The 19844-nt window shown below is 62.1% G+C and carries 18 protein-coding genes; 9 read left to right on the top strand and 9 right to left on the bottom strand.

Features of this window, described 5'->3' with window-relative positions:
• Window positions 1–8 precede the first annotated feature (8 nt).
• Together ACQZ6J_RS28840 and ACQZ6J_RS28835 are read left to right on the top strand one after the other, a co-directional pair.
• Window positions 9–1196 (top strand): efflux RND transporter periplasmic adaptor subunit, encoded by a 1188-nt coding sequence (locus tag ACQZ6J_RS28840; protein ID WP_449086522.1) that lies wholly within the window; start codon window positions 9–11, stop codon window positions 1194–1196.
• A complete protein-coding gene (locus tag ACQZ6J_RS28835) occupies window positions 1193–4375 on the top strand; it encodes an efflux RND transporter permease subunit (RefSeq protein ID WP_449086521.1) in 3183 nt (1060 codons plus the stop codon). Before ACQZ6J_RS28840 ends, ACQZ6J_RS28835 begins: the two co-directional genes overlap by 4 nt.
• A 232-nt stretch (window positions 4376–4607) precedes the next feature.
• Here the strand turns inward: ACQZ6J_RS28835 and ACQZ6J_RS28830 are convergent, their stop codons facing one another.
• The 5 genes from ACQZ6J_RS28830 to ACQZ6J_RS28810 form a co-directional block, all read right to left on the bottom strand.
• On the bottom strand, window positions 4608–5360 hold the full coding sequence (locus tag ACQZ6J_RS28830; RefSeq protein ID WP_449086520.1) for an SDR family oxidoreductase: 753 nt from the start codon (window positions 5358–5360) through the stop codon (window positions 4608–4610).
• Window positions 5361–5394: 34 nt separating this feature from the next.
• On the bottom strand, window positions 5395–5796 hold the full coding sequence (locus tag ACQZ6J_RS28825; protein WP_449086519.1) for a nuclear transport factor 2 family protein: 402 nt from the start codon (window positions 5794–5796) through the stop codon (window positions 5395–5397).
• 27 nt (window positions 5797–5823) lie between these two features.
• Window positions 5824–6933 (bottom strand): alkene reductase, encoded by a 1110-nt coding sequence (locus ACQZ6J_RS28820; RefSeq protein WP_449086518.1) that lies wholly within the window; start codon window positions 6931–6933, stop codon window positions 5824–5826.
• Window positions 6934–6955: 22 nt separating this feature from the next.
• Window positions 6956–7945 (bottom strand): zinc-dependent alcohol dehydrogenase family protein, encoded by a 990-nt coding sequence (locus ACQZ6J_RS28815; protein ID WP_449086517.1) that lies wholly within the window; start codon window positions 7943–7945, stop codon window positions 6956–6958.
• A 139-nt stretch (window positions 7946–8084) separates the two neighbouring features.
• Window positions 8085–8990 carry a LysR family transcriptional regulator gene (locus tag ACQZ6J_RS28810; protein ID WP_204326846.1) on the bottom strand — a complete coding sequence of 302 codons (906 nt, stop codon included), beginning with the start codon at window positions 8988–8990 and terminating at the stop codon, window positions 8085–8087.
• A gap of 217 nt (window positions 8991–9207) precedes the next feature.
• Between ACQZ6J_RS28810 and ACQZ6J_RS28805 the strand changes: the two genes are divergently transcribed.
• The 5 genes from ACQZ6J_RS28805 to ACQZ6J_RS28785 all read left to right on the top strand — a co-directional run bounded on the left by ACQZ6J_RS28805 (window position 9208) and on the right by ACQZ6J_RS28785 (window position 13579).
• On the top strand, window positions 9208–10446 hold the full coding sequence (locus tag ACQZ6J_RS28805; protein WP_449086516.1) for an MFS transporter: 1239 nt from the start codon (window positions 9208–9210) through the stop codon (window positions 10444–10446).
• A gap of 222 nt (window positions 10447–10668) precedes the next feature.
• A complete protein-coding gene (locus ACQZ6J_RS28800) occupies window positions 10669–11262 on the top strand; it encodes a DUF3455 domain-containing protein (protein WP_449086515.1) in 594 nt (197 codons plus the stop codon).
• Window positions 11263–11412: 150 nt separating this feature from the next.
• Complete coding sequence (locus ACQZ6J_RS28795) at window positions 11413–12156, top strand: superoxide dismutase (RefSeq protein ID WP_449086514.1); 744 nt, start codon at window positions 11413–11415, stop codon at window positions 12154–12156.
• An 89-nt stretch (window positions 12157–12245) separates the two neighbouring features.
• A complete protein-coding gene (locus tag ACQZ6J_RS28790; RefSeq protein ID WP_449086513.1) occupies window positions 12246–12791 on the top strand; it encodes an RNA polymerase sigma factor in 546 nt (181 codons plus the stop codon).
• Window positions 12791–13579 carry an anti-sigma factor family protein gene (locus tag ACQZ6J_RS28785; protein WP_449086512.1) on the top strand — a complete coding sequence of 263 codons (789 nt, stop codon included), beginning with the start codon at window positions 12791–12793 and terminating at the stop codon, window positions 13577–13579. The genes ACQZ6J_RS28790 and ACQZ6J_RS28785 overlap by 1 nt, the downstream gene beginning before the upstream one ends.
• 280 nt (window positions 13580–13859) lie before the next feature.
• On the opposite strand, the gene ftsZ is transcribed toward ACQZ6J_RS28785, so the two are convergent.
• Both ftsZ and cynR read right to left on the bottom strand, forming a co-directional pair.
• Window positions 13860–14822 carry a cell division protein FtsZ gene (ftsZ, locus tag ACQZ6J_RS28780; RefSeq protein ID WP_163993182.1) on the bottom strand — a complete coding sequence of 321 codons (963 nt, stop codon included), beginning with the start codon at window positions 14820–14822 and terminating at the stop codon, window positions 13860–13862.
• Window positions 14823–14988: 166 nt separating this feature from the next.
• Window positions 14989–15873 (bottom strand): transcriptional regulator CynR, encoded by an 885-nt coding sequence (gene cynR / locus ACQZ6J_RS28775; RefSeq protein WP_449086511.1) that lies wholly within the window; start codon window positions 15871–15873, stop codon window positions 14989–14991.
• Window positions 15874–16047: 174 nt separating this feature from the next.
• On the opposite strand from cynR, the gene ACQZ6J_RS28770 reads away from it, so the two are divergent.
• The gene (locus ACQZ6J_RS28770; RefSeq protein WP_449086510.1) at window positions 16048–16872 is read left to right on the top strand and encodes a fumarylacetoacetate hydrolase family protein; all 825 of its coding nucleotides are present in this window, start codon (window positions 16048–16050) and stop codon (window positions 16870–16872) included.
• A 241-nt stretch (window positions 16873–17113) separates the two neighbouring features.
• Here the strand turns inward: ACQZ6J_RS28770 and ACQZ6J_RS28765 are convergent, their stop codons facing one another.
• Window positions 17114–17932, bottom strand: a complete 819-nt coding sequence (locus tag ACQZ6J_RS28765; protein ID WP_449086509.1) for an alpha/beta fold hydrolase — start codon at window positions 17930–17932, stop codon at window positions 17114–17116.
• Window positions 17929–18870, bottom strand: coding sequence for a choline ABC transporter substrate-binding protein (gene choX, locus ACQZ6J_RS28760; protein WP_449086508.1), 942 nt, complete (start codon window positions 18868–18870; stop codon window positions 17929–17931). Before choX ends, ACQZ6J_RS28765 begins: the two co-directional genes overlap by 4 nt.
• A gap of 104 nt (window positions 18871–18974) precedes the next feature.
• Here choX and betI point away from each other — a divergent pair, with 104 nt between their 5' ends.
• Window positions 18975–19583: a choline-binding transcriptional repressor BetI gene (gene betI / locus ACQZ6J_RS28755; protein WP_449086507.1), complete on the top strand. Its 609-nt coding sequence runs from the start codon at window positions 18975–18977 to the stop codon at window positions 19581–19583.
• Window positions 19584–19844: the final 261 nt, after the last annotated feature.

Genomic DNA, 19844 nt, shown 5'->3' with positions numbered 1-19844 from the left:
CTACTCCAATGCGCATAACCGACCATCACGGCCGTCTTGTCGCTTTTCTTTTACTCCTCGCGGCCAGCACCGCGTCCGCGCAGCAGTCTCCACCCCCGCCGCAGGTCTCGGTGGCAAAGCCGCTCCTGCGCGATGTCACCGACACCGACGACTTCATTGGGCGCTTCCAGGCGTCGGAGCAGGTCAGCGTGCGTTCGCGTGTCGGGGGATATCTCCAGAATATCGACTTCAAGGACGGCCAGCTCGTCAAGGCCGGCGACCAATTGTTCCAGATCGACCAGCGGCCGTTCGACACTGCGCTCAACGAGGCGAACGCAACCCTTGCCGTCGCAAATTCCACGCTGACCTACGCCAAGTCGGAGTTCGAGCGCGTGGACTCGCTTGTAAAGTCCGGGAGCCAGTCCGTATCGACGCTCGACGACCGCCGTCGCGAGCTTCAGTCCGCCGAGGCCAACGTGGAAGGTGCGCAGGCGAGCGTCGAACGCGCGAAACTCGATCTCGTCTACAGCAACATTACGGCTCCGCTGAGCGGACGCATCGACAGGCATCTCATATCGGCTGGAAACCTCGTGCAGGCCGACCAGACCGTTCTGACCACCATCGTCGCCATGGACCCGATCGACTTCTACTTCGACGTCGACGAGCGGCGATTGCTGAACTACGCGGAGACCGCCAGGAAGCAGGGCAACGTCCTGCAGGACGGCGGCGGGAGCCTCCCTGTCACGGTGACGCTTGCGGATCGCGACCATACCAAGGTCAAGGGTGTCGTCGACTTCGCCGAAAACACGGTGGATCCCGAGTCCGGAACGCTGCGTGTCCGCGCCCGTTTCGCCAACCCGAATTTCCTTCTTCAGCCCGGCCTCTTCGGACGTGTGGCGATCGAGGGCTCGAACGCCTACCAGGCCGTGCTGATACCCGACGAGGCCATCGCGTCCGACCAGAACGAGCGGGTCGTCTATGTCGTGGGGGAAGACGGTACGGTATCGACGAAGTCGGTACGGCCGGGGCCGAAGCTCTATGGCTACCGCGTCATCAGAAGCGGTCTGACCGGCGGCGAGACGATCGTCGTGAAAGGCGTCGTCCGGGTCCGTCCAGGCGGCAAGGTAACGCCTGTCACCGTGCAGCTTCCGCCCGAGAACAATGATGCGCCGGCTTCGAGCCAGGAAGCGGCCGCCGCCGTGGAGCCATCGAAATGAGATTCGCGCACTTTTTCATCGACCGCCCGATCTTCGCATCGGTCATATCCGTGGTTCTGATGATCGTCGGCACCATCGCCTATCTCCAGCTGCCGATCTCGCAGTATCCGGACATTGCGCCGCCGACGATCGTGGTAAAAACGTCCTACCCGGGGGCCGATCCGCAGACCATCGCAGATACGGTCTCGACCCCCATCGAGCAGGAAGTGAACGGCGTCGAGGACATGCTCTACATGTCGTCCTACTCGAGCGCCGACGGCGCGATGTCGCTGACGATCACATTCAAGCTCGGCACCGACCTCGACAAGGCACAGGTCCTCGTCCAGAACCGCGTTGCGATCGCCCTGCCACGCCTGCCCGACGAAGTGCAACGGCTTGGCGTGACCACGCAGAAGAGCTCGCCCGACCTGATGATGGTGATCCATATCCTCTCGCCATCCGGCAGGTACGACCAGCTTTATACCTCGAACTACGCCCGCAACCGCATCCGCGACACGCTGGTCCGCCTGCAGGGCGTCGGCGATGTCCAGATATTCGGCGAACGCCAGTATGCCATGCGCATCTGGCTCGATCCGGAGAAACTCGCCTCGTACAACATGACGGCAAGCGATGTCGTCGGCGCGCTTCGCGACCAGAACGTCCAGGTTTCGGGCGGCTCCATCGGCGGTCCGCCGGCCGGCACCGATAGCTCGTTTCAATATGTCGTCAGGACCGACGGACGCTTCTCCGATCCCAGGCAGTTCCGCTACGTGATCGTCAAGTCCACGTCGGCCGGACGGCTGGTGAAGCTCGAGGACGTCGCCCGCGTCGAACTTGGCGCCCAGGACTACGTCACGAACAGCTACCTGAACAACCAGCCGGCCGTCGCCCTCGGCATCTTCGCGCGGCCGGGCACGAACGCGCTCGAGACCGCCGCCCAGATCCGCCAGATCATGACGGACGTTTCCAAGGACTTCCCGCCGGGGCTTGAATACCGGGTCGTGTACGACACGACCGCTTTCGTCTCGGAATCGATCACCGAAGTCTATCACACCATCGGCGAGGCCGCCGTTCTCGTTGCGATCGTCGTTCTGGTCTTTCTCCAGTCCTGGAGAACGGCGATCATTCCGATCGTCGCGATCCCCGTATCGCTGGTCGGCACCTTTGCGTTCCTGGCCGCGTTCGGAATGTCGCTGAACATGCTGACCCTTTTCGGTCTCGTGCTCGCGATTGGTATCGTGGTCGACGACGCGATCGTGGTCGTGGAGAACGTGGAGCGAAACCTTGCCAAGGGCATGGGTCCGCGACGGGCCGCGCACACGACCATGGACGAAGTCGGGACGGCCGTCGTCGCCATTTCCCTCGTGCTGGTGGCGGTCTTCGTACCGACTGCGTTCATTCCCGGCATCGCGGGACAGTTCTACAAACAATTCGCGGTGACGATCGCGATCGCGACCGTGATCTCCGCGGTAAACTCGCTCACTCTCTCTCCGGCGCTCGCAGCCCTGGTGCTGAAGCGGCATTCGAACGTCGAGCACCATCGCAGCCTCTTCTCGCGGATCGGCCATGCCATCTCGGGCGGTTTCAACCGCGGCTTCGACGCGATGAGCCGCGGCTATTCGGTGCTCGTACGCCTCATCGTCCAGTCCTGGATCGGGCGCGGCTGCGCGCTCGCCGTCTTTCTGCTTCTCCTGGGTGCGACCTGGTTCGTAAGCACGCAGGTTCCGAGCGGCTTCATTCCGGTGATGGACCAGGGCTACGCGATCATTGTCGTTCAGCTGCCCGATGGCGCATCGCTCGACCGTACCGACGCGGTCGTGAAGCAGGTCGCAGAGATAGCAAGGAAGACCCCCGGCGTCGGCAATGCCGTCGAATTCGCCGGCTTCAGTGGCGCCACCTTCACCAATGCATCGAACGCCGGCGTGGTCTTCACGCCGTTCCAGCCTTTCGAGGAACGGCTCAAGTCCGGCGAAACCGCCAATTCGATCATCGCGAACCTCTACAAGAACCTTCAGAGCGTCGATGAAGCCTTCATCATCGCCATACCGCCGCCGCCTGTACGGGGCATCGGCAATTCGGGCGGCTTCAAGATGCAGGTCATGGATCTCGAGAACGCCGACATGACCCGCGTCCTCGGCCTGACCCGGCAGCTGATGGCTGCCGCCAACCAGACGCCTGGCCTGAACGGCGTGTTCACGACCTTTTCGGAATCAGGCCCGGAATTCTACCTGGATATAGACCGCGACAAGGCGCAATTCCTGAACGTGCCGATCCCGAACATCTTCGACACGCTCTCGAGCAACCTGGGCATCTCCTACGTGAACGACTTCAACGCCTTCGGGCGCGTCTACCAGGTGCGCGCCCAAGCCGACAAGCAGTTCAGAATGGAGCGCGACGACATGCTCGATCTGAAGGTGCGATCGGCCACCGGCGCGCTTGTCCCGCTGGGAACGCTTGCCGATATCCGCGAGACCAGCGGGCCGCCGCTTGTCCAGCGCTACAACATGTACGTCTCCGTCCCGCTCCAGGGAAACGCCACTCCGGGGACTTCCACGGGCGACGCCATCAAGACGATGGAAGGATTGGCCACAAGGATCCTTCCGCCTGGCACCACGTTCGAGTGGACCGATCTGTCCTATCAGGAAACGCATGTCGGTGGCAGCGCGGCCTGGATCTTCGTGCTCTCCGTGGTGTTCGTATTCCTGGCACTCTCGGCCCAGTATGAGAGCTGGATACTGCCGCTCGCGATTATTCTGATCGTTCCTCTCGCAGTCCTGGGCGCGTTGCTCGGCGTCTACGTCCGTGGGATGGACAACAACGTCCTGACCCAGATCGGCTTCGTGGTCCTGATCGGTCTGGCGGCCAAGAACGCAATCCTCATCGTGGAGTTCGCCAGGCAGGCCCAGGAGGACGGAAAGACCGCGGTGGAGGCGGCGATCGAGGCGAGCCATCTGCGTCTGCGGCCGATCCTGATGACAGCATTCGCCTTCATCTTCGGCGTGCTGCCGCTGGCCGTCGCTCGAGGACCGGGCGCCGAGATGCGGCAGTCCCTCGGCACCGCGGTCTTCTCGGGAATGCTCGGCGTGACGGTGTTCGGCCTGTTCCTCACCCCCGTCTTCTATGTCGTGCTCCGCTCGGGCTACAAGCCGCGCCGGCACGAGGAGGAAGAGGATGAGATACTGCCGCAGGCCGCGGAATAATCCGGGCCATTGCATCGGCCATGCTCGCGTCCGATAGCCGCTGGAGCGAGCGCGGCCGCGAACCCCGTTTCAGATCGACCCCGCTCCCGGCGGCAGGAGATGCGTGGGGTATCGAATGCAGCCAAACGGATACTGCCCCGAGGGCGGGTGTAACGAACTGGAGGCGCGGATCTCGATGGAAGGATTCCGCGCCTCTCGGCATTTCAAAGCCACAACGGCCGGCCGGTCGCCGTTAGCCGAACATGGCGAGCGCCTGCTGGTTAAACGCGTCGATCAGCAGGTGCTCGTTGGGGCCAGCGTTGTTTCGGAACGCTTTTGCTCCGTCGACGACGATCTCGTCCGCATCGGTGCCGAGCAGGGCGATGGCCTCGTTGATAAACTGGTCGAGCGGCATCGCCTGCTCGGCCTCCCGGCTGTTCATGAGGTCTGTCCGGACCCACGGCGGCGCGATTTCGAGCACGCGAACCCCAGTGTCCTTGAGCATGAAGCGTTGCGACAGCGCGTAGGAATGGATCGCCGCCTTTGTCGCCGAATAGACTGCGGTGACGGCCATCGGGACAAATCCGAGCACGGAGCTCGTATAGGCGATGACGGCCCCTTCCTTGCCCTTGAGATGGTCGACCAGCGCCGAACTCATCCGGATGGAGCCGACGAAGTTCGTCATGACCGTATCCATCAGGAGCTTGTCGTCGATCTGGCCCGCAGCCCGGTCGGGCAGCATGATGCCCGCGTTGTTGATGAGAACGTTGAGATCCGGATGGTCGGCGACGAGCCGGCGGGCGGCGGCATCGATGCTGGCCAAATCCGTGACATCGAGTTCGACCGCCTCGATGCCCGGATTTGCGTCGACGACCTCCTGGAGGTTCGCGCGCCGCCGACCGGAGATGATAACCTTGTTGCCGAGCTTGTGAAGCTCCTCCGCAAGAGCGCGGCCAATGCCTGAGCCGCCGCCGGTGATGAAGATGGTGTTGCCCGAGAGTTTCATAGTCGTATTCCCTAGGTTTCGAAGGTTTGGAAGATCATTCTGGAAAGCGGTCGCCGAACATCGGCAGTCCGCTGACGGATTGGGTGTGGGTGGCTTCTTCCTGAAGCACGTCCCAGTGCTCGGCCAGCTTGCCGTCCTGGAAGCGGATGACGTCTACGGCAATCCACGCCGCAGGCCGGCCGTTGCCGGAAAAGCGTCCGTGCACCATCACGTAGTCTCCCTCGGCGACGATCAGCTGGCTCTCGTAGCGAAGCGTGCCGGGAAGCGAGCGGATCAGCTCGAACAATCCTTCGCGGCCAGGAGCGATGTGGGCGCTGTGCTGAATGTAGCTGTCCGACCAGTAGCGTTCAGCGGCGGCGTAGTTCCGCTTGTTGAAGAGCGTGTCGAACGCGTCAAGGACGAGTGCCTTGTTCTCTTCTGGGGTGGTGCGAGTCATTGGAGATTTCCTTTCTGTTTTGACCTGCTAGCGGGGCTGCAGCTCAAGGGTTGGATAGTCGGAATAGCCGCGCGGGCCGGAGGCATAGACGGTCGTCCAGTCCACCTCCGCGAGAGGGGCGCCCATGCGGAGCCGCTCGACGAGATCCGGGTTCGAAATGAAAGGCCTTCCGAAGGCCACCAGATCGGCAAGTCCGTCGGCTATCAGCCGGTTGGCGCGCTCGGCATCCATCTGAACGTTGGCAATCAGGGTCCCTTTGAAGATGGGCCTGAAGTGACGGAACATCGCATCGCCCGTCAGGGACTCGATCGGCGTGCCGGTGAAGTCGGTCGTGTTTCCCATCAGCAGCAGGTGCGACAGCCCGTAGCCGCTGAGTTCACGGATCGCATATTCCGCCATGGGCAGCGTTTCGTCGTTGGCGGCGAAAGGCCCGCGCTCGTGCATGGGGCTGATCTTTATGCCCACGCGGCTCGGCTCGACCTGGTCTAGGACGGCCTCGACAACTTCAAACAGGATTCGCGCCCGGTCTTCTATGCCGCCGCCGTAGGCGTCGTCCCGCCGATTGGTCGCCTTGTTGAGAAACTGCGCGAGCAGGTAGAGATAATTCGCGAGAATCTGAACCCCGTCGAATCCGGCATCCATCGCGTTGCGCGCGGCGCGGCCGTAGTCGAGCACCGTCTGGCGGATTTCATCCCTCGTCATCGGGCGCGGCGTTACCGTGGGGACACGTCCCGCCGCTGTGACGGACTGCTGCTCGGGATCGACGTCCGACGCCGAAAGCGGCAAGCGGCCGGCTCTCAGGTCCGGATGGGACATCGCCCCCGTATGCCATAGCTGAGCGACGATCCGGCCGCCGGCGGCGTGGACCGCCTGGGTGACCCGCGCCCAGCCGCGAATCTGCTCCTGGCTCCACAGGCCGGGCGTGTCGGCCCAGCCGAAGCCATCCGGGCTGATGGCCGTCGCCTCGGTCACGATGAGGCCCGCCCCGGCGCGTTGGGCATAGTATTCGGCCTGCAGTTCTGTCGGGACATGGTCGACAGAGCGCGCCCGCATGCGCGTGAGCGGCGCCATGACAATACGGTTCGAAAGCGGCAGGCCGCCCATTCGATAGGGCGTGAACAAGGGTTGTCGAGACATTGACGGTTTTTCCTTTTGGGGTTCAGAGGGTGACGACGATCTTGCCAACCTGCTCGCCCGCCTCCATGAAGCGGTGCGCGTCGGCGATCTGATCAAAGGGAAATGTTCGCGCGATCGTCGGGCGAAGCGATCCGTCGGCGAGACCGCCGGTGACGAACTGCTTCAGCGCGGCGAGCTGCGCGTCGTCGCGGGTAAGGGCGGTCAGCGCCAATCCGCGGATAGTCAGGTCACGCGCGAAGACCTCGAAGGGCGGAATGACTGTCGGCTTGGTGTCGAGCGCGCCATATAACACCAGCCTGCCCCCGGACGCGGTGGCTCGGGCGAGTTCGGAAAAACCCGGACCACCGACGGGGTCCGCCACCAGATCCGCGCCCCTGTTGTCCGTAAGGGCTTTTACCTCGGTGACGATGTCCTGTTCGGAGGTGGCGACCACGGCCGAGGCCCCTGCCCGCAGCAGCGGGTCGGCCTTTGCCGACGTGCGGGTCAGCGCGATGGCCCTGGCGCCGAGCCGATTGGCGATTTGGATGGCGGCGATGCCGACGCTGCTGGAGGCAGCGGAAATCAGCACAGTCTGGCCCGCCGTCAATCCTCCGACGGCAACCAGTGCCCCCCAGGCCGTGCCGTACGCTGCCCAAGTGGATGCGGCCACCGTGTAGTCGACCCCATCCGGAATTCGGACCAGCGAGCGGACCGGCACCTGGGCGCTCTCGCCATAGAGCGGATATTGAGCGGCACCGTAGGCGGGAACGAGCGCGACCCGATCGCCGACGGAAAAGCCGGTCACGCCGGAACCGAGAGCCTCGATGACGCCGGCCGCTTCGAAGCCAAGACCCGTCGGCAGCGCCGGCTTGATCGGCGAACGACCGGAGCGGAGGGTGATCTCGGTGCGATTGAGGCCAATGGCCTTGATACGAAGACGGACCTCCCCCTCGCCAGGTTCGCCAATATCGATATCTTCGATGCGAAGCACATCGGCATCGCCAAACGCGTGAATGCGGACTGAGCGGGTCATGATCGTCTCCCTGACCAGAAGTGTCGGTGAGGGAAACATCGTCGTTGGAAGGAGCAGCCGGTAGCCGTCCGTTGCCGCTAACTTCTATGCATGGAACGCATCAATAGTGGAGCCGAGACCGACTACCGCACGATACTGGTCACCCTTCCGCAATGGAAGGTTCCGATTGAAACGCCGCAACCAGATGGTCAATCGCGGCACGCGCGGCCGCACGCGTCGACTTGCCCATCGGAAAGTAGGCATGAACCGGGATGCCGGCCAAGGTCCATTCCGGCAGGACGCGGATCAGTTCTCCATTCTCCAGCTCGCGGCGGCACGCCCAGCCGCTCGTGGAGGTGATCCCGAAGCCCGCGGCCGCGGCGGCGATAGCGCCTTCATTCTCGTCCGTAGAGAAGTGCGGCTCGAGCTTGACCAGCCGCTCCTGCCCATCCAGATGGAAGCGCCAGGCCGTGGGGACCGCCGCGGCCGAGCCTCCGACGATGCGGTGCCCAACGAGGTCGTCGGGCGACTCCGGCGCGCCGCAACGGGCAATGTAGTCCGGCGAGGCGACGACAACCCGGGGGATCGTCGCAATGAGCTTCGCAGTCGCGCTGGAATCCGGCAGACGGCCGAGACGGATCGCGACATCCACCGCATCCTTGACCAGATCCTGGCGACGATCCGAGAGTTGAAGCTGAATGTTGAGATTGGGATGCCGCTCCGCGAATGCCTTGAGGCGCGGGATGGCATCTCGGATACCGAAACTTGTCGGCATGCTCATCCTCAGCAGCCCGCGGAGTTCGCCCCCCTCCCGCACGCTATGCTCGGCCTCGTCGAGGGCCATGAGCACGGGTTCGATGCGAGCCAGGAACTCGCTTCCAACCTCCGTCGGGACGACTGCCCGGGTCGTCCGGGATAGCAGCCGGACACCGAGCTCGGCCTCAAGTTCGGCGACGATGCGCGACGCCTGCGACTGCGACAGGCCGCACTCTCTGGCCGCCGCGGAGAAACTCCCCAGCCGCGCGACGCGGGTGTAGAGGCGGAGAGCGAAGTTATCCTTAATCAACTGCTTGGCTCCTCGGGAATAGCATCAAGCCGGAAGGCGCAGGGCTATTCATGTGTTCCATACATAAAAGTTAGCATGGATTGCCGGCTAGCGCCTCAGCTCGTTTCTCCCGATCTTGCAAGCCGATCAGCTATCGTCTTCCGCGCTCCTCGGTAAACCCGGTGGGAAATCGCGGCCACGACGGCGCTGCTCGGCCAATTGCCGATGGAGGGCAGAAATGAGTGCCGCAAATGAACGTGTTTCCAACATCGACGCCCCCTCGGCCGCGTCACCCGCCGGCGAAGCCGCCATCGACCGGGGAGCGCTCTATACCTTGGCGCTCGGCACTTTCGCCGTCGGCACCGAGGGCTTCATGATCGCGGCGATCCTGCCGTCGATCGCGCGCTCCCTGTCGACGACCGTCCAGGCCGCGGGGCAGCTCGTGACCATCTTCGCCCTCACCTATGCGGTCAGCTCTCCGATCCTGACGGCGCTCACCGCTGGCTGGCCACGACGTCGGCTACTGATGCTTTCCCTTGCGGGATTCGTCATCGCCAATCTTCTGGCGGCCATGGCGTCGGACTACTGGTGGCTGGCTGCGGCACGAGTCCTCCTCGCCCTGACTGCCGGGCTCTACGTGCCCAACGCGAATGCCGTCGCCAGCGCCCTTGCTCCTCCGGCCTATCGCGGTCGGGCCCTGGCGATCGTCAATGGCGGCATTACCGTCGCTGTCGCGCTCGGTGTCCCGGCGGGTGCATTCGTGGGCGCGCATTTCGGCTGGAGAGCAACCTTCGTCGGCGTGGCCGTGCTTTCAGCAGCAGCTCTTCTGGTCCTCGTGGTGAGGCTGCCTCGCGAGATCGCCGCCGGGGCGCCGGCCGGGTTCAAGGAAAGGCTTGCCGTGGTCGTCATGCCTGGCGTCTTCCCCGCCCTCGTCACGACTGCCCTTTGGGCCACAGGGGCATACGTCGTCTACACCTACGTTTCACCTTTCCTTACGGCCGCCACCGGTCTGGGCGCGGAAGGGACCGGCCTTATCCTGATGCTTCTTGGGATCTCCGCGATCGGCGGCATCACATTCGGCGGGCATGCGAACGACCGGTTTGGAAGCCGGCGCGTTCAGAACGTTGCCCTGCCGATCTCGGCTGCGACATTCGCCGGCCTGACCCTGATAGCTCTCGTCTTCGCACCCCATGCGCTTCCCCTCATTTTGCCGCTGGTCGTCCTTTGGGGATTTGGCGCATGGGGCTTCTATCCTCCGCAGCAGGCTCGGCTGGTCGGGGCTGCGGGCCTCAGCCACACGCCCGTCGTTCTCTCGCTCAACGCATCCTTCATGTATCTCGGCTTCTCGCTCGGCGCGGCCTTGGGTTCGGCGGTCATAACATTGATGTCCGTCGCCTGGATCGGCGCGGCAGGCGCGGTGTGCATGCTTTGCGCCATGGCGGTCTCCGCCTTCGCATGGCGGCGAAGCCCGCACTGACTGGCGTTGATCTATTTGCCCGGCTCATGGCGCAGCCGATCATCGTCTGGCTTGCATTGTCCCTGAGGTTGCTTCCCGGCAATCATACCTGCGAGGCTATGCCGGGTGGTTCTTCTTCCGCGCCGCGAATCTTTTTTCGATCGACGTGAATAAAAACGTCACTGCGCCGTTCACAGCCTGAAAGGAGCGAAATGCTCGCTCCGCAGAAGGGAAGATGTGACGATGACGCAATATCACCGACAGGATGGGTCCGCTATTGCCGCCGCGCAGGCGACGGTCATTCGACGCGCGGCCATGAAAAACCGGCTCATGCCGGTGGCTCTCTATATCATCATGGGTTCGATCGCACTCTTGACATTGGCCTCGGCGGTCGGCGCAACGGCGGCACCGCTTCCTGACGGCATCCGGGCCGACGGCGCCAGAATTGTCTGGCAGGCGCATGCGGTGGGCCTGCAGATCTACGAATGCAAGGCGGATGACGCGGGCAAAGCCGCATGGCAATTCCGTGAACCGCTGGCGACGCTGATATCGGAAGACAAGACCGTCGGTCGTCACTTTGCCGGACCGGGCTGGGAATTTGCCGATGGCTCGCGCATCAGGGGCAAGGTTATCGCACAGGCTCCGGGCGCCTCCGACAAGGATATCCCTGTCCTGCGGCTCGACGTCATCCAGCATGACGGCAATGGCGATCTGTCAAGCGTCGATACGGTGCAGCGGCTGAACACGAAGGGCGGCATTTTCACCGGCTCCTGCGACAAGGTCGGCGAAATGCACGCGGAGCCCTATAGCGCGGACTATGTCTTTCTGGCGCATTGACGCGCCGGCTTCGATGCCGAAGCGAGGCAGGCCACGGCCGAAGAGCCTCCCCGGTTCCTTCATCTGAAATTCCGAAAGATCCAGCCGCGACCCGAACTGCGGACGGAGACCTCTTACGCCACGACAAGCTCAGACCAAAAGGAAACAACGATGTTCAATCTCACCCGCAGACATATGATCACCGTAACAGCCGGCGCCTTGGCGGCGATCTCGACATCCCGTATCGCGGCCGCACAGCAAAATGGCGGCGCGGCCGATAGCGGTGACGGGCCGTTCAAATTGCCATCGCTGCCCTATGGTTATGATGCACTTCAGGCAGCGATCGACACGGATACGATGCACCTGCATCACGACAAGCACCATGCCGCCTATGTGGCAAATCTGAACGCGGCGGCGAAGCAGGCGCCGCAAATTGCCGATCATCCCATGGAACACCTGCTGGCCAATCTCGATCAGGTGCCCGACAGCGTCCGGACGACTGTCCGCAACAACCTTGGCGGCCATGTAAACCACAGCATGTTCTGGGAAATCATGGGTGGCGCCGGCGGCGCACCCGGCGGCGAAGTCACTGCCGCCATCCAGCGCGATTTCGGCGGGCTGGACCAGTTGAAGACGAGCTTCAACTCGGCTGGAGGCAAGATCTTCGGATCGGGATGGGTGTTCGTGACGGTCACGCAGGAAGGCAAGCTCGGCATCGAGGCCCGGCCCAACCAGGATACGCCGCTGATGGAAGGCAAGCGCGTTCTTTTCGGCAACGACGTCTGGGAGCATGCCTATTACCTGCGCTATCAGAATCGTCGCGCGGACTACCTGTCGGCATGGTGGACGGTTATCAACTGGACGAAGATCGGCGAGCGTTATGCCGCAGCGCGGCAGGGCAAATTGACGATATGATCGAATCCGCAAGGACGGCAGCTGATCGCGCGCGGTTGGCTGCCGTCCTTGACCGTCGGCCGAGTTTAACAGCACGAGGATAGCGTGTCTTGATAGGCGATCGCAAACTCCACGCAGCTCAGCAAGAGGTGCAGAGTGGCCTTGTCGACCATCTGAAAAGGTTGTGGCGTTACGGATATGTCCTGTCCCGGCAACGGGACGTGGCGGAGGATCTCGTGCAAGCCACCTGCCTGAGGGCGATCGAACGAGCCGCGCAGTATACGCCGGGCACCCGGCTGGACCGCTGGCTGTTTTCGATCCTGCATTCGATCTGGATCGACGAGGTGCGCGCCAGGCGCATTCGCCTGGGCGGAGGCATCGTCGACGCCGACTGCGCGCTCTTTGTCGATGGCGAGCACGAAAGCGAAACGCGCCTGATGGCAAATCAAGTCCTGAAGCTTGTCGACGGGCTTCCCGAAGCGCAGCGGAACGCGGTGTTCCTGGCCTATGTCGAAGGCCTTTCGTATAAGGAAATCGCCGAAGTCCTCGATATTCCGATCGGCACGGTCATGAGCCGTCTCGCGAATGCGCGTGCAAGACTTGCCGATATCGTCGCCGCAGCGAAAGAAACGCCGCTCCGGGAAAGGAGAGACTGATGCCGACCCATGTTGATCCGGCTTCGATGTCCGTCGACGAGTTGATTGTCGCCTATCTCGATGACGAGCTGGATGCCGCTGCAAAACTGGCCGTGGAAGATCGCTTGAACCGGGATAGCGCATTTTGCGACCGGTTCGAATTCCTGACTTCCAACTCTGTTCCGATGGATGCGGCCTTCGCGGCCCTTCTGGATGACGCGCCCGTCGAGCGGATGAAATCGGCCCTTCCCGCCTTGGACCGGATCGTCCCGGACCCGGCTTTGCCGAACCGGCGCCACTTTCTCGCCGCCGCCTGCCTCGCGGCGGGAGCGGTTGCAGGCGGAGGCGTCGTCCGGCTTCTGTCATCGGGCGAAACCGGTTCCTCCCAGAATTGGAGGGCCGTGGTTGCCGATTATATGCAGCTCTATTCCGCGGATACGCTGAGCAATCTGAGCGATGATCCCGCGGTGAAGGCGGACCAGATTTCGAGGGTGGCCAGCGTCATGCAGCTGCCGCTGACGACGCAAGGCCTGATGATTTCCGGCATACCCTTCAAGCGCGCTCAATTGCTGACATTCGACAGGAAGCCGCTGGCGCAGATCGCCTATCTCGACCCGAAATACGGCCCCCTCGCACTCTGCATCACGCATAGCAGCAAGGGGAAATCTGACTTTCAGAGGGAACAGCGGCTGGGGATGAATATCGTCTTCTGGTCGAGCGCCGATCATTCATTCATGGTGATCGGGCGAAACCCGCCGGAGCAGCTTGGAGCGATAGCAAACCAGCTGCAGTCCGGCCTCGAAAGCTAGCTTGATTGACCGGCTATAGGCCTGGGACATTTATGTGATTTCGGTGAGGGTGGAACGCGGCAGGCGGCACAAATCAGTCACATGTGCCGGTGACGACTTTCCATTGGTCCTGGCGTGGACTCTGTCGCGGCCGACGACCGCGCCGATGGGCGGGGCAAATGATTGCGCCGCCTATCGGAGAGTCACGCGACGGCAGACTTTGCGAACGCTTCCGCTCTTCGTTGTCTCGGGTACGTTAAGATGGTTCTGGCGCAGGATAGGCTACCTGCGCCAATTCCTGCTAGGCGCGATCCAGACCGGTCGCAACCACCGACACCCTGAAAACCCCATCGAGGTTTCGATCGAAGATCGCTCCGACCACGATATCGGCGTCATCGAGGACTTCATCCCGTATGCGGCTTGCCGCCTCGTCCACTTCGAACAGCGTCATGTCTGTTCCGCCGGAAATGGAGATCAGCACGCCTTTGGCGCCCTTCATGCTCATGTCATCCAGAAGCGGGTTGGCAACCGCGGCTTCTGCCGCTCTCAAGGCGCGGCCCGGTCCCGTCGCTTCGCCCGTTCCCATCATCGCGCGACCCATTCCGCGCATGACGGTTTTGACGTCGGCAAAATCGAGGTTGATAAGTCCTTCCTTGACGATCAGATCCGTGATGCAGCTGACGCCGGCGTACAAAACCCGGTCCGCGGTCATGAACGCATTTGCAAAGGTGGTCGTAGCATCCGCAATGCGAAACAAGTTCTGATTGGGAATGACGATGACGGTATCCGCGCTCTCGCGGAGCCGCTCGATACCCTCCTCGGCGGTGCGCATGCGACGGTTGCCCTCGAACGTAAAGGGCTTGGTGACGACGCCGACCGTAAGAATGCCCGCCTGCCGTGCGACCTTGGCTATGATCGGAGCGGCACCTGTTCCTGTGCCGCCGCCCATTCCGGCGGTGATGAAGCACATATGCGTTCCCTGGAGATGATCCATGATTTCATCGATGGTTTCCTCGGCGGCCGCGCGTCCGATGTCCGGCAGTGAACCGGCGCCGAGGCCTTCCGTTACTTCGGCTCCAAGTTGAATGCGCCTGCTTGCTTTCGATGTCGCCAGCGCCTGTGCGTCCGTATTGGCCGCAATGAATTCGACACCCTGCAGTTCTTCCGCAATCATGTTGTTGATCGCGTTGCCGCCGCCACCGCCGACGCCCACGATGGTAATCTTGGGTATCATCTCAGATATCGGTGTGCGGATGTCGGGCATTAGGAACTCCATTGAATCATGTCACTCTCAAACGGGATCGCTTGCGGCCCAGAAATAGACGCCCCGGCGATTCGCTGAAAGATGCAGATCCTAGCGGGGAACATGTGCGCATTGCGGCAGCGATCGGCTTACCCCCATATTTAACGGGCTTGATGCACGACATGGCTTATTTGCAATCCATTGCCGAAGTCACCTCCTTCGTGGCAACCACGAAAGCACGGGCGGCGGCAGAGTGATAGGCATTGCGGCGGCGTAGCAGCGCCGCGCGGCGCGGCGCGAATTCCGACGGCAACCCGATCGTCGCAAGACCCGCGCCGGCGACATTCGCGGGCAGGATGGTGGCGAGGTCTGTCTGGCGAACGATTTCCATCAGCGCCGTGATCGAATTTACTTCGACAGCGACGGACGACCGCAAGCCGCTGTTTTGGAAATATTGATCCACAAGCCGCCGCGTGGAAAAGGATCCGTCCAGCAGCGCGAGCGGGGTTGATGCGAGCTCGGCCGCAGTGAAGGCATTCCCCCGCGCGCCTTGCCAGGTGGCGCTGACGATCAAGGCCAGTCGCTCATCGTGAAGAGGGATCGTCTCTATGTCCTCTGCCGGCAGGTCGCCGAAGCCAATGCCCAGATCCAACTCATCGTTTCGCAGCGCCGGCTCGATCTCTTCCTGCGCCGAGACGCGAACGACCAGACCGATCCCCGGATAGCTGCTGCGGAAGTGCCGCAGCAATGGCGCGATCAGATAGGCGGCGATGCTGGGCGTGATGCCCAGCCGCAAGGAGCCGGTGGATAGATCCTCGACATCGCGTACGGCGCGCGTCGCCTCGTCCAGCTCCTTCAAGGCGCGATCGACGTGGCGAAGATAGGCAACGCCCAGGTCGGTAGGGCGAACCTGACGCCCGCTTCGGTCGAGCAGCCTTGCACCCAGGCCGAACTCCAATTCCCTTATCTGCTGCGACAGCGCCGGTTGCGACACATGCAGCGCCTGAGCGGCCCGCGTAAAGCTGCCGTGATCGACAACGGCCTTGAGATAGCGGATATGGCGCAGGAGCATAACTATAACCATTGCTTATAGAAATAGTAAGAAATCAGTCTTGGACGATTATAGCCGGAAAGACTATCTCCTTACCAGACGCATCGCTGAGCACGTCCAAAACCATTGAAAATTCCGATCGCCGTCCGTGCCCGAGGGCCGGGAACGGCACGTCTGCATCAAAGGAGAAAAGTCATGCAGCAGTTTGCACGCATCCTGACAAATAACAGCATTGTTCCCGTTCTTCTCAAGGATGGGGAACATTTGGATCTTCGTCCGATCGTGGCCGACATTACACCGGCCGCCATTGCCAGCGGGATCCTCAACGCGGTGGATACGACCGGCCTCCGCGCCGTCACCCACGATTTCGTCTATCTGACGCCGATCGAAGGCGTGCGGCAGATCGCTGCCACCGGCTTCAACTACAAGAAACACATCGAGGAATTCAAAATGTCGCCGCCCACCGAACCCGAAGTGTTCCTGAAAGCCGTCACCTCGCTTTCCGGACCGACCGACCCGATCTCGCGTGGGCCCAACGCCGGCATCAAATTGGACTGGGAAGTGGAGCTCGCGATCGTGGTCGGACGCGAGACCAGCGACATCAGTGCGGCCCGCGCCCCGGACCATATCTTCGGCTATGTCTGCCTGAACGATATCTCCGACCGCAATACCCAGGTCGACGGCAGCGGCGCACAGCACCTCGTGCGCGCCAAGTCGCGGCCCGGATACACACCGATCGGCCCCTATCTCGTCACCGGCGTCGATGGGATGAATCTCGACCTGTGGACCAAGTTGAACGGACGGATCGAGCAGCAGGGCAATACAAGCGACATGCTGTTCTCGATCAACGAGATGCTGGCCTATTTCTCAAGGTACATGACGCTGCTGCCGGGCGACATTCTCGCCACCGGTACGCCGCCGGGCGTCGGGTTCGGCAAGGGTCGCTTCATGTCGGCCGACGACGTTCTGGAATGCGGCATAGCGCATCTTGGCGCCCAGCGGCACGAGATCCGCGATTGATGAGAACAGCAAAGCCGGGCCCGTTGCGGCCCGGCTCCGTCGATTGAGGACAATTGCGGCCTCGCCGCGACCCTACGCGGGCTAGGCGCGGCGCTGGACGGACCGTGTTGCGTCTCCGCAAAAAAAGCAAAGCGCAAATAAGGCCGTCGAATGCACCAATGCTGGCAAGGCCCAAAGCGCCACCCGTCGTCGCGGTCGAACCGGGATCGCATTCATGTGCCGCTCGCCCGGTTTTCCGGATTTAAACCCGTTCGGTTTCCGCGAGAAACGACAATATCAACGCGGAAACGCTCTGCGGATCTTCCCAATGCGGATTATGTCCATACCCTTCGAGCGTGATCGACCGAACTGTGTGAAACGCGTGCGCAAGCGTCTCCCGATGCGAACTGCCAAAGAGCGGGTCGGCTGAACCGGCAATGCAAAGTACCGGCGCCGTGACCCGCGCCGCGCTGCATCGCAGATCGGTTTCGCCAAAGCCCTCCAGGATGCCATGCCAGGTCGCCGCCGGCATCGCCGCCGCATCCAGCTTCATCCTCGACAAGAAGTCGGAATCGACAGGGCGGCTGCAGGCGTACCAATCACGGAGAAACGGCCCCAAAGGGTCGATGGGATCCCGAAGCGAGCGTATATCGCGGGCAAGCGGGCTCTCGGCACCGAAATCCGGCCGCAGGCTGGCAGACAGAAGGATGAGTGCATTCACGCCATCCCGGCGGCGGGCCGCAAGCTCTATCGCCGTCATCGCGCCCATCGAATGGCCAACAAGCGCAATGTTCTCAAGTCCGAGAACCGTCAGAAGCCGGTCGATGCTCGCGGCAAAATCATCGACATGCATTCCTCCATCCAGAGCGGACGCCCCATGCCCGGGAAGATCCGGAACGATCAGGCGAGAATCAGGAAAGAAGCGTTCGAGCGCGGCAAAGCTGCGGCTCGTGTCGGAAAAGCCGTGCAGCAGCAGAAGCGGCGGTCCGTCTCCGCCGCCGTCGATGAAGGCGACGGACTTCCCTTCCGACGTTTCAACGTATCGCTTGCGGCTATGCCAATCGTCCGCGTGAATACTCATTGAAGCCCAAGAACGCTTTTGACCGCGGCAAGCCCCGGTCGGCCGTCATAGGTGGATACTCCCGCCAGCCAGGTATCGAGCCGCGCGGGCTCGGCCTTGATTGCCTTCAGAGCGGCGTCGGCGGGTTCGAGACCGTCATCCATGATGTAGGCCATGCCGCGGTTCTCGTAATCGACATCGAATGTCAGGTTGTTCAGGAGCTTCGCGACGTTGGCGCACTCTTGCAGATAACCCTTGCGCACCTGCGTGGACACCGTCGCCGCGCCAAAATTCGGTCCGTAGAATTTGTCGCCGCCGGTGAGATACTTGATGTCGAACACCGTGTTCATCGGATGCGGCGCCCAGCCTTGAAATACGATGAATGATTTGTCGCGCGTCCGGCGACTGACCTCCGAAAGCATGCCCTGCTCGCTCGACTCGATCACTTCCCACCCGTCGAGACCGAGAGCCGGATCTTTGATCGCGTCGAGCATCAGCTGGTTCGATCCCGGCTCTATGCCGTAGAGCTTGTGATCGAATTTGTCGGCAAACTTATGCAGATCGGAAAAATCCTTGACGCCGGCTTCCCAGACATAGGTGGGGACGGCAAATGTGTACTTCGCACCCTCAAGGTTGGTGCGAACCGCTTCCACCGAACCGTCTTCCTTGTACGGCTTGTAGTAGGCGACCATGGCCGGGTCCCAATAGCCGAGAAACACATCCAGGTTCTTGTTCTTCAGGCTCGTGTAAATGACGTCGATGCCGAGCAGCTGGCTTTTGGCCTCATAACCCAGCGCGTTCAACAAAGTGATGCCGATCCCGGTCGTGAAGGCGAGGTCATTCCAGCCCGGTTCCGCCATTCTCACAGCCTTGCAGCTTTCCGGCTCGCCCGCGAAAGCCCGAGCGGTTGCGGCAAGGAGGAGGATCGCGGTGGCTCCGGCTCTCACTGATCGTTTCATGGCAGTCCCCTTTTTTGTCCAAATGGATACTTTATTGTCCCATGGGTCAATAATTGATCTTTTCGGAAAATTTGTCAATGTAGAGCCCAACCTCGGGGGTAGACATGAGACTGGCCAAGATTAGCGACATCCGGAAGCGCGAACTCAGGCGCGCCGCATTTGAGGTTTTGCAGCGCGAAGGCATGGCGGGAGCAACGCTGGAGAAAGTCGCCGCGCAGGCCGGCGCTTCGAAGGGTATCGTCCTGCACTATTTCGCAAACAAGCAGGAGTTGTTCGAGCATGCGATGCGCGAGGCGAACGCCGCCTTGAGGGACGCCGTCGTGGCGCGACTGAACCTCGCAAGGAGCCCCCTTGAAAGACTGGAGGCGATCATCGAAGGCAATTTCGAGGAACGCTTTTTCCAGCCGTCCGTTTGCCACGCGTGGTTGGCGCTTTGCGCAGAGGTTCCGCGCGAACCGCAATTGGCACGTATCCAGAAGGTCATTCACATGCGGATGCGGTCCAATCTCATGTCGGCCCTGGTTCATATGCTGCCGGAGGACGAATGCGAGGCAGTCGCACTCGGCATCACCGCCCTGATCGACGGACTCTGGCTGCGATTGGGCCTGCAGACGGAGCGCCTGACGTCCAAGGATGCTCTTCGCCAGATGCGCGATTATCTATCTCACCGGCTGCCATCCGCCTTCGCGCAATCGTCAGTCGCGGATTTATGAGGCCTTCCTCGATGAACCGGCAGCATGCCTGGTCACACTGGACCGGCCGATAGGCCTCCTCTCCTCGGGGAGAGGGCGCGCAGCTGCCGCGTGCCTGGATAAAGACTGCCCGACGCACACCGCGCTTTGCTGCGGGTAACCCCGGCATCGCCAGGGACACAAGGCTGGGACCAGCGCTATCCGATAGGAAACCGCCCTGTCATTTCTTTCGATGTTGCCACCCAACGCCGGGAGCCCGACCAACCATTTCGAAGGATCGAT

It is taken from the genome of Rhizobium sp. A37_96, assembly GCF_053521765.1.
The sequence above is the reverse complement of the archived record's forward strand: the minus strand, read 5'-3'. Positions and strand labels throughout refer to the sequence as shown.

Bases quoted from the DNA above. Each gene is read 5' to 3' on its own strand.
- ACQZ6J_RS28835 (WP_449086521.1), top strand. From the start codon at position 1,193: ATGAGATTCGCGCACTTTTTCATCGACCGCCCGATCTTCGCATCGGTC.
- ACQZ6J_RS28770 (WP_449086510.1), top strand. From the start codon at position 16,048: ATGCAGCAGTTTGCACGCATCCTGACAAATAACAGCATTGTTCCCGTT.
- ACQZ6J_RS28805 (WP_449086516.1), top strand. From the start codon at position 9,208: ATGAGTGCCGCAAATGAACGTGTTTCCAACATCGACGCCCCCTCGGCC.
- ACQZ6J_RS28830 (WP_449086520.1), bottom strand. From the start codon at position 5,360: ATGAAACTCTCGGGCAACACCATCTTCATCACCGGCGGCGGCTCAGGC.
- cynR (WP_449086511.1), bottom strand. From the start codon at position 15,873: ATGCTCCTGCGCCATATCCGCTATCTCAAGGCCGTTGTCGATCACGGC.
- ACQZ6J_RS28815 (WP_449086517.1), bottom strand. From the start codon at position 7,945: ATGACCCGCTCAGTCCGCATTCACGCGTTTGGCGATGCCGATGTGCTT.
- ACQZ6J_RS28795 (WP_449086514.1), top strand. From the start codon at position 11,413: ATGTTCAATCTCACCCGCAGACATATGATCACCGTAACAGCCGGCGCC.
- ACQZ6J_RS28820 (WP_449086518.1), bottom strand. From the start codon at position 6,933: ATGTCTCGACAACCCTTGTTCACGCCCTATCGAATGGGCGGCCTGCCG.
- choX (WP_449086508.1), bottom strand. From the start codon at position 18,870: ATGAAACGATCAGTGAGAGCCGGAGCCACCGCGATCCTCCTCCTTGCC.
- ACQZ6J_RS28800 (WP_449086515.1), top strand. From the start codon at position 10,669: ATGACGCAATATCACCGACAGGATGGGTCCGCTATTGCCGCCGCGCAG.
- ACQZ6J_RS28765 (WP_449086509.1), bottom strand. From the start codon at position 17,932: ATGAGTATTCACGCGGACGATTGGCATAGCCGCAAGCGATACGTTGAA.
- betI (WP_449086507.1), top strand. From the start codon at position 18,975: ATGAGACTGGCCAAGATTAGCGACATCCGGAAGCGCGAACTCAGGCGC.
- ACQZ6J_RS28785 (WP_449086512.1), top strand. From the start codon at position 12,791: ATGCCGACCCATGTTGATCCGGCTTCGATGTCCGTCGACGAGTTGATT.
- ACQZ6J_RS28840 (WP_449086522.1), top strand. From the start codon at position 9: ATGCGCATAACCGACCATCACGGCCGTCTTGTCGCTTTTCTTTTACTC.
- ftsZ (WP_163993182.1), bottom strand. From the start codon at position 14,822: ATGCCCGACATCCGCACACCGATATCTGAGATGATACCCAAGATTACC.
- ACQZ6J_RS28825 (WP_449086519.1), bottom strand. From the start codon at position 5,796: ATGACTCGCACCACCCCAGAAGAGAACAAGGCACTCGTCCTTGACGCG.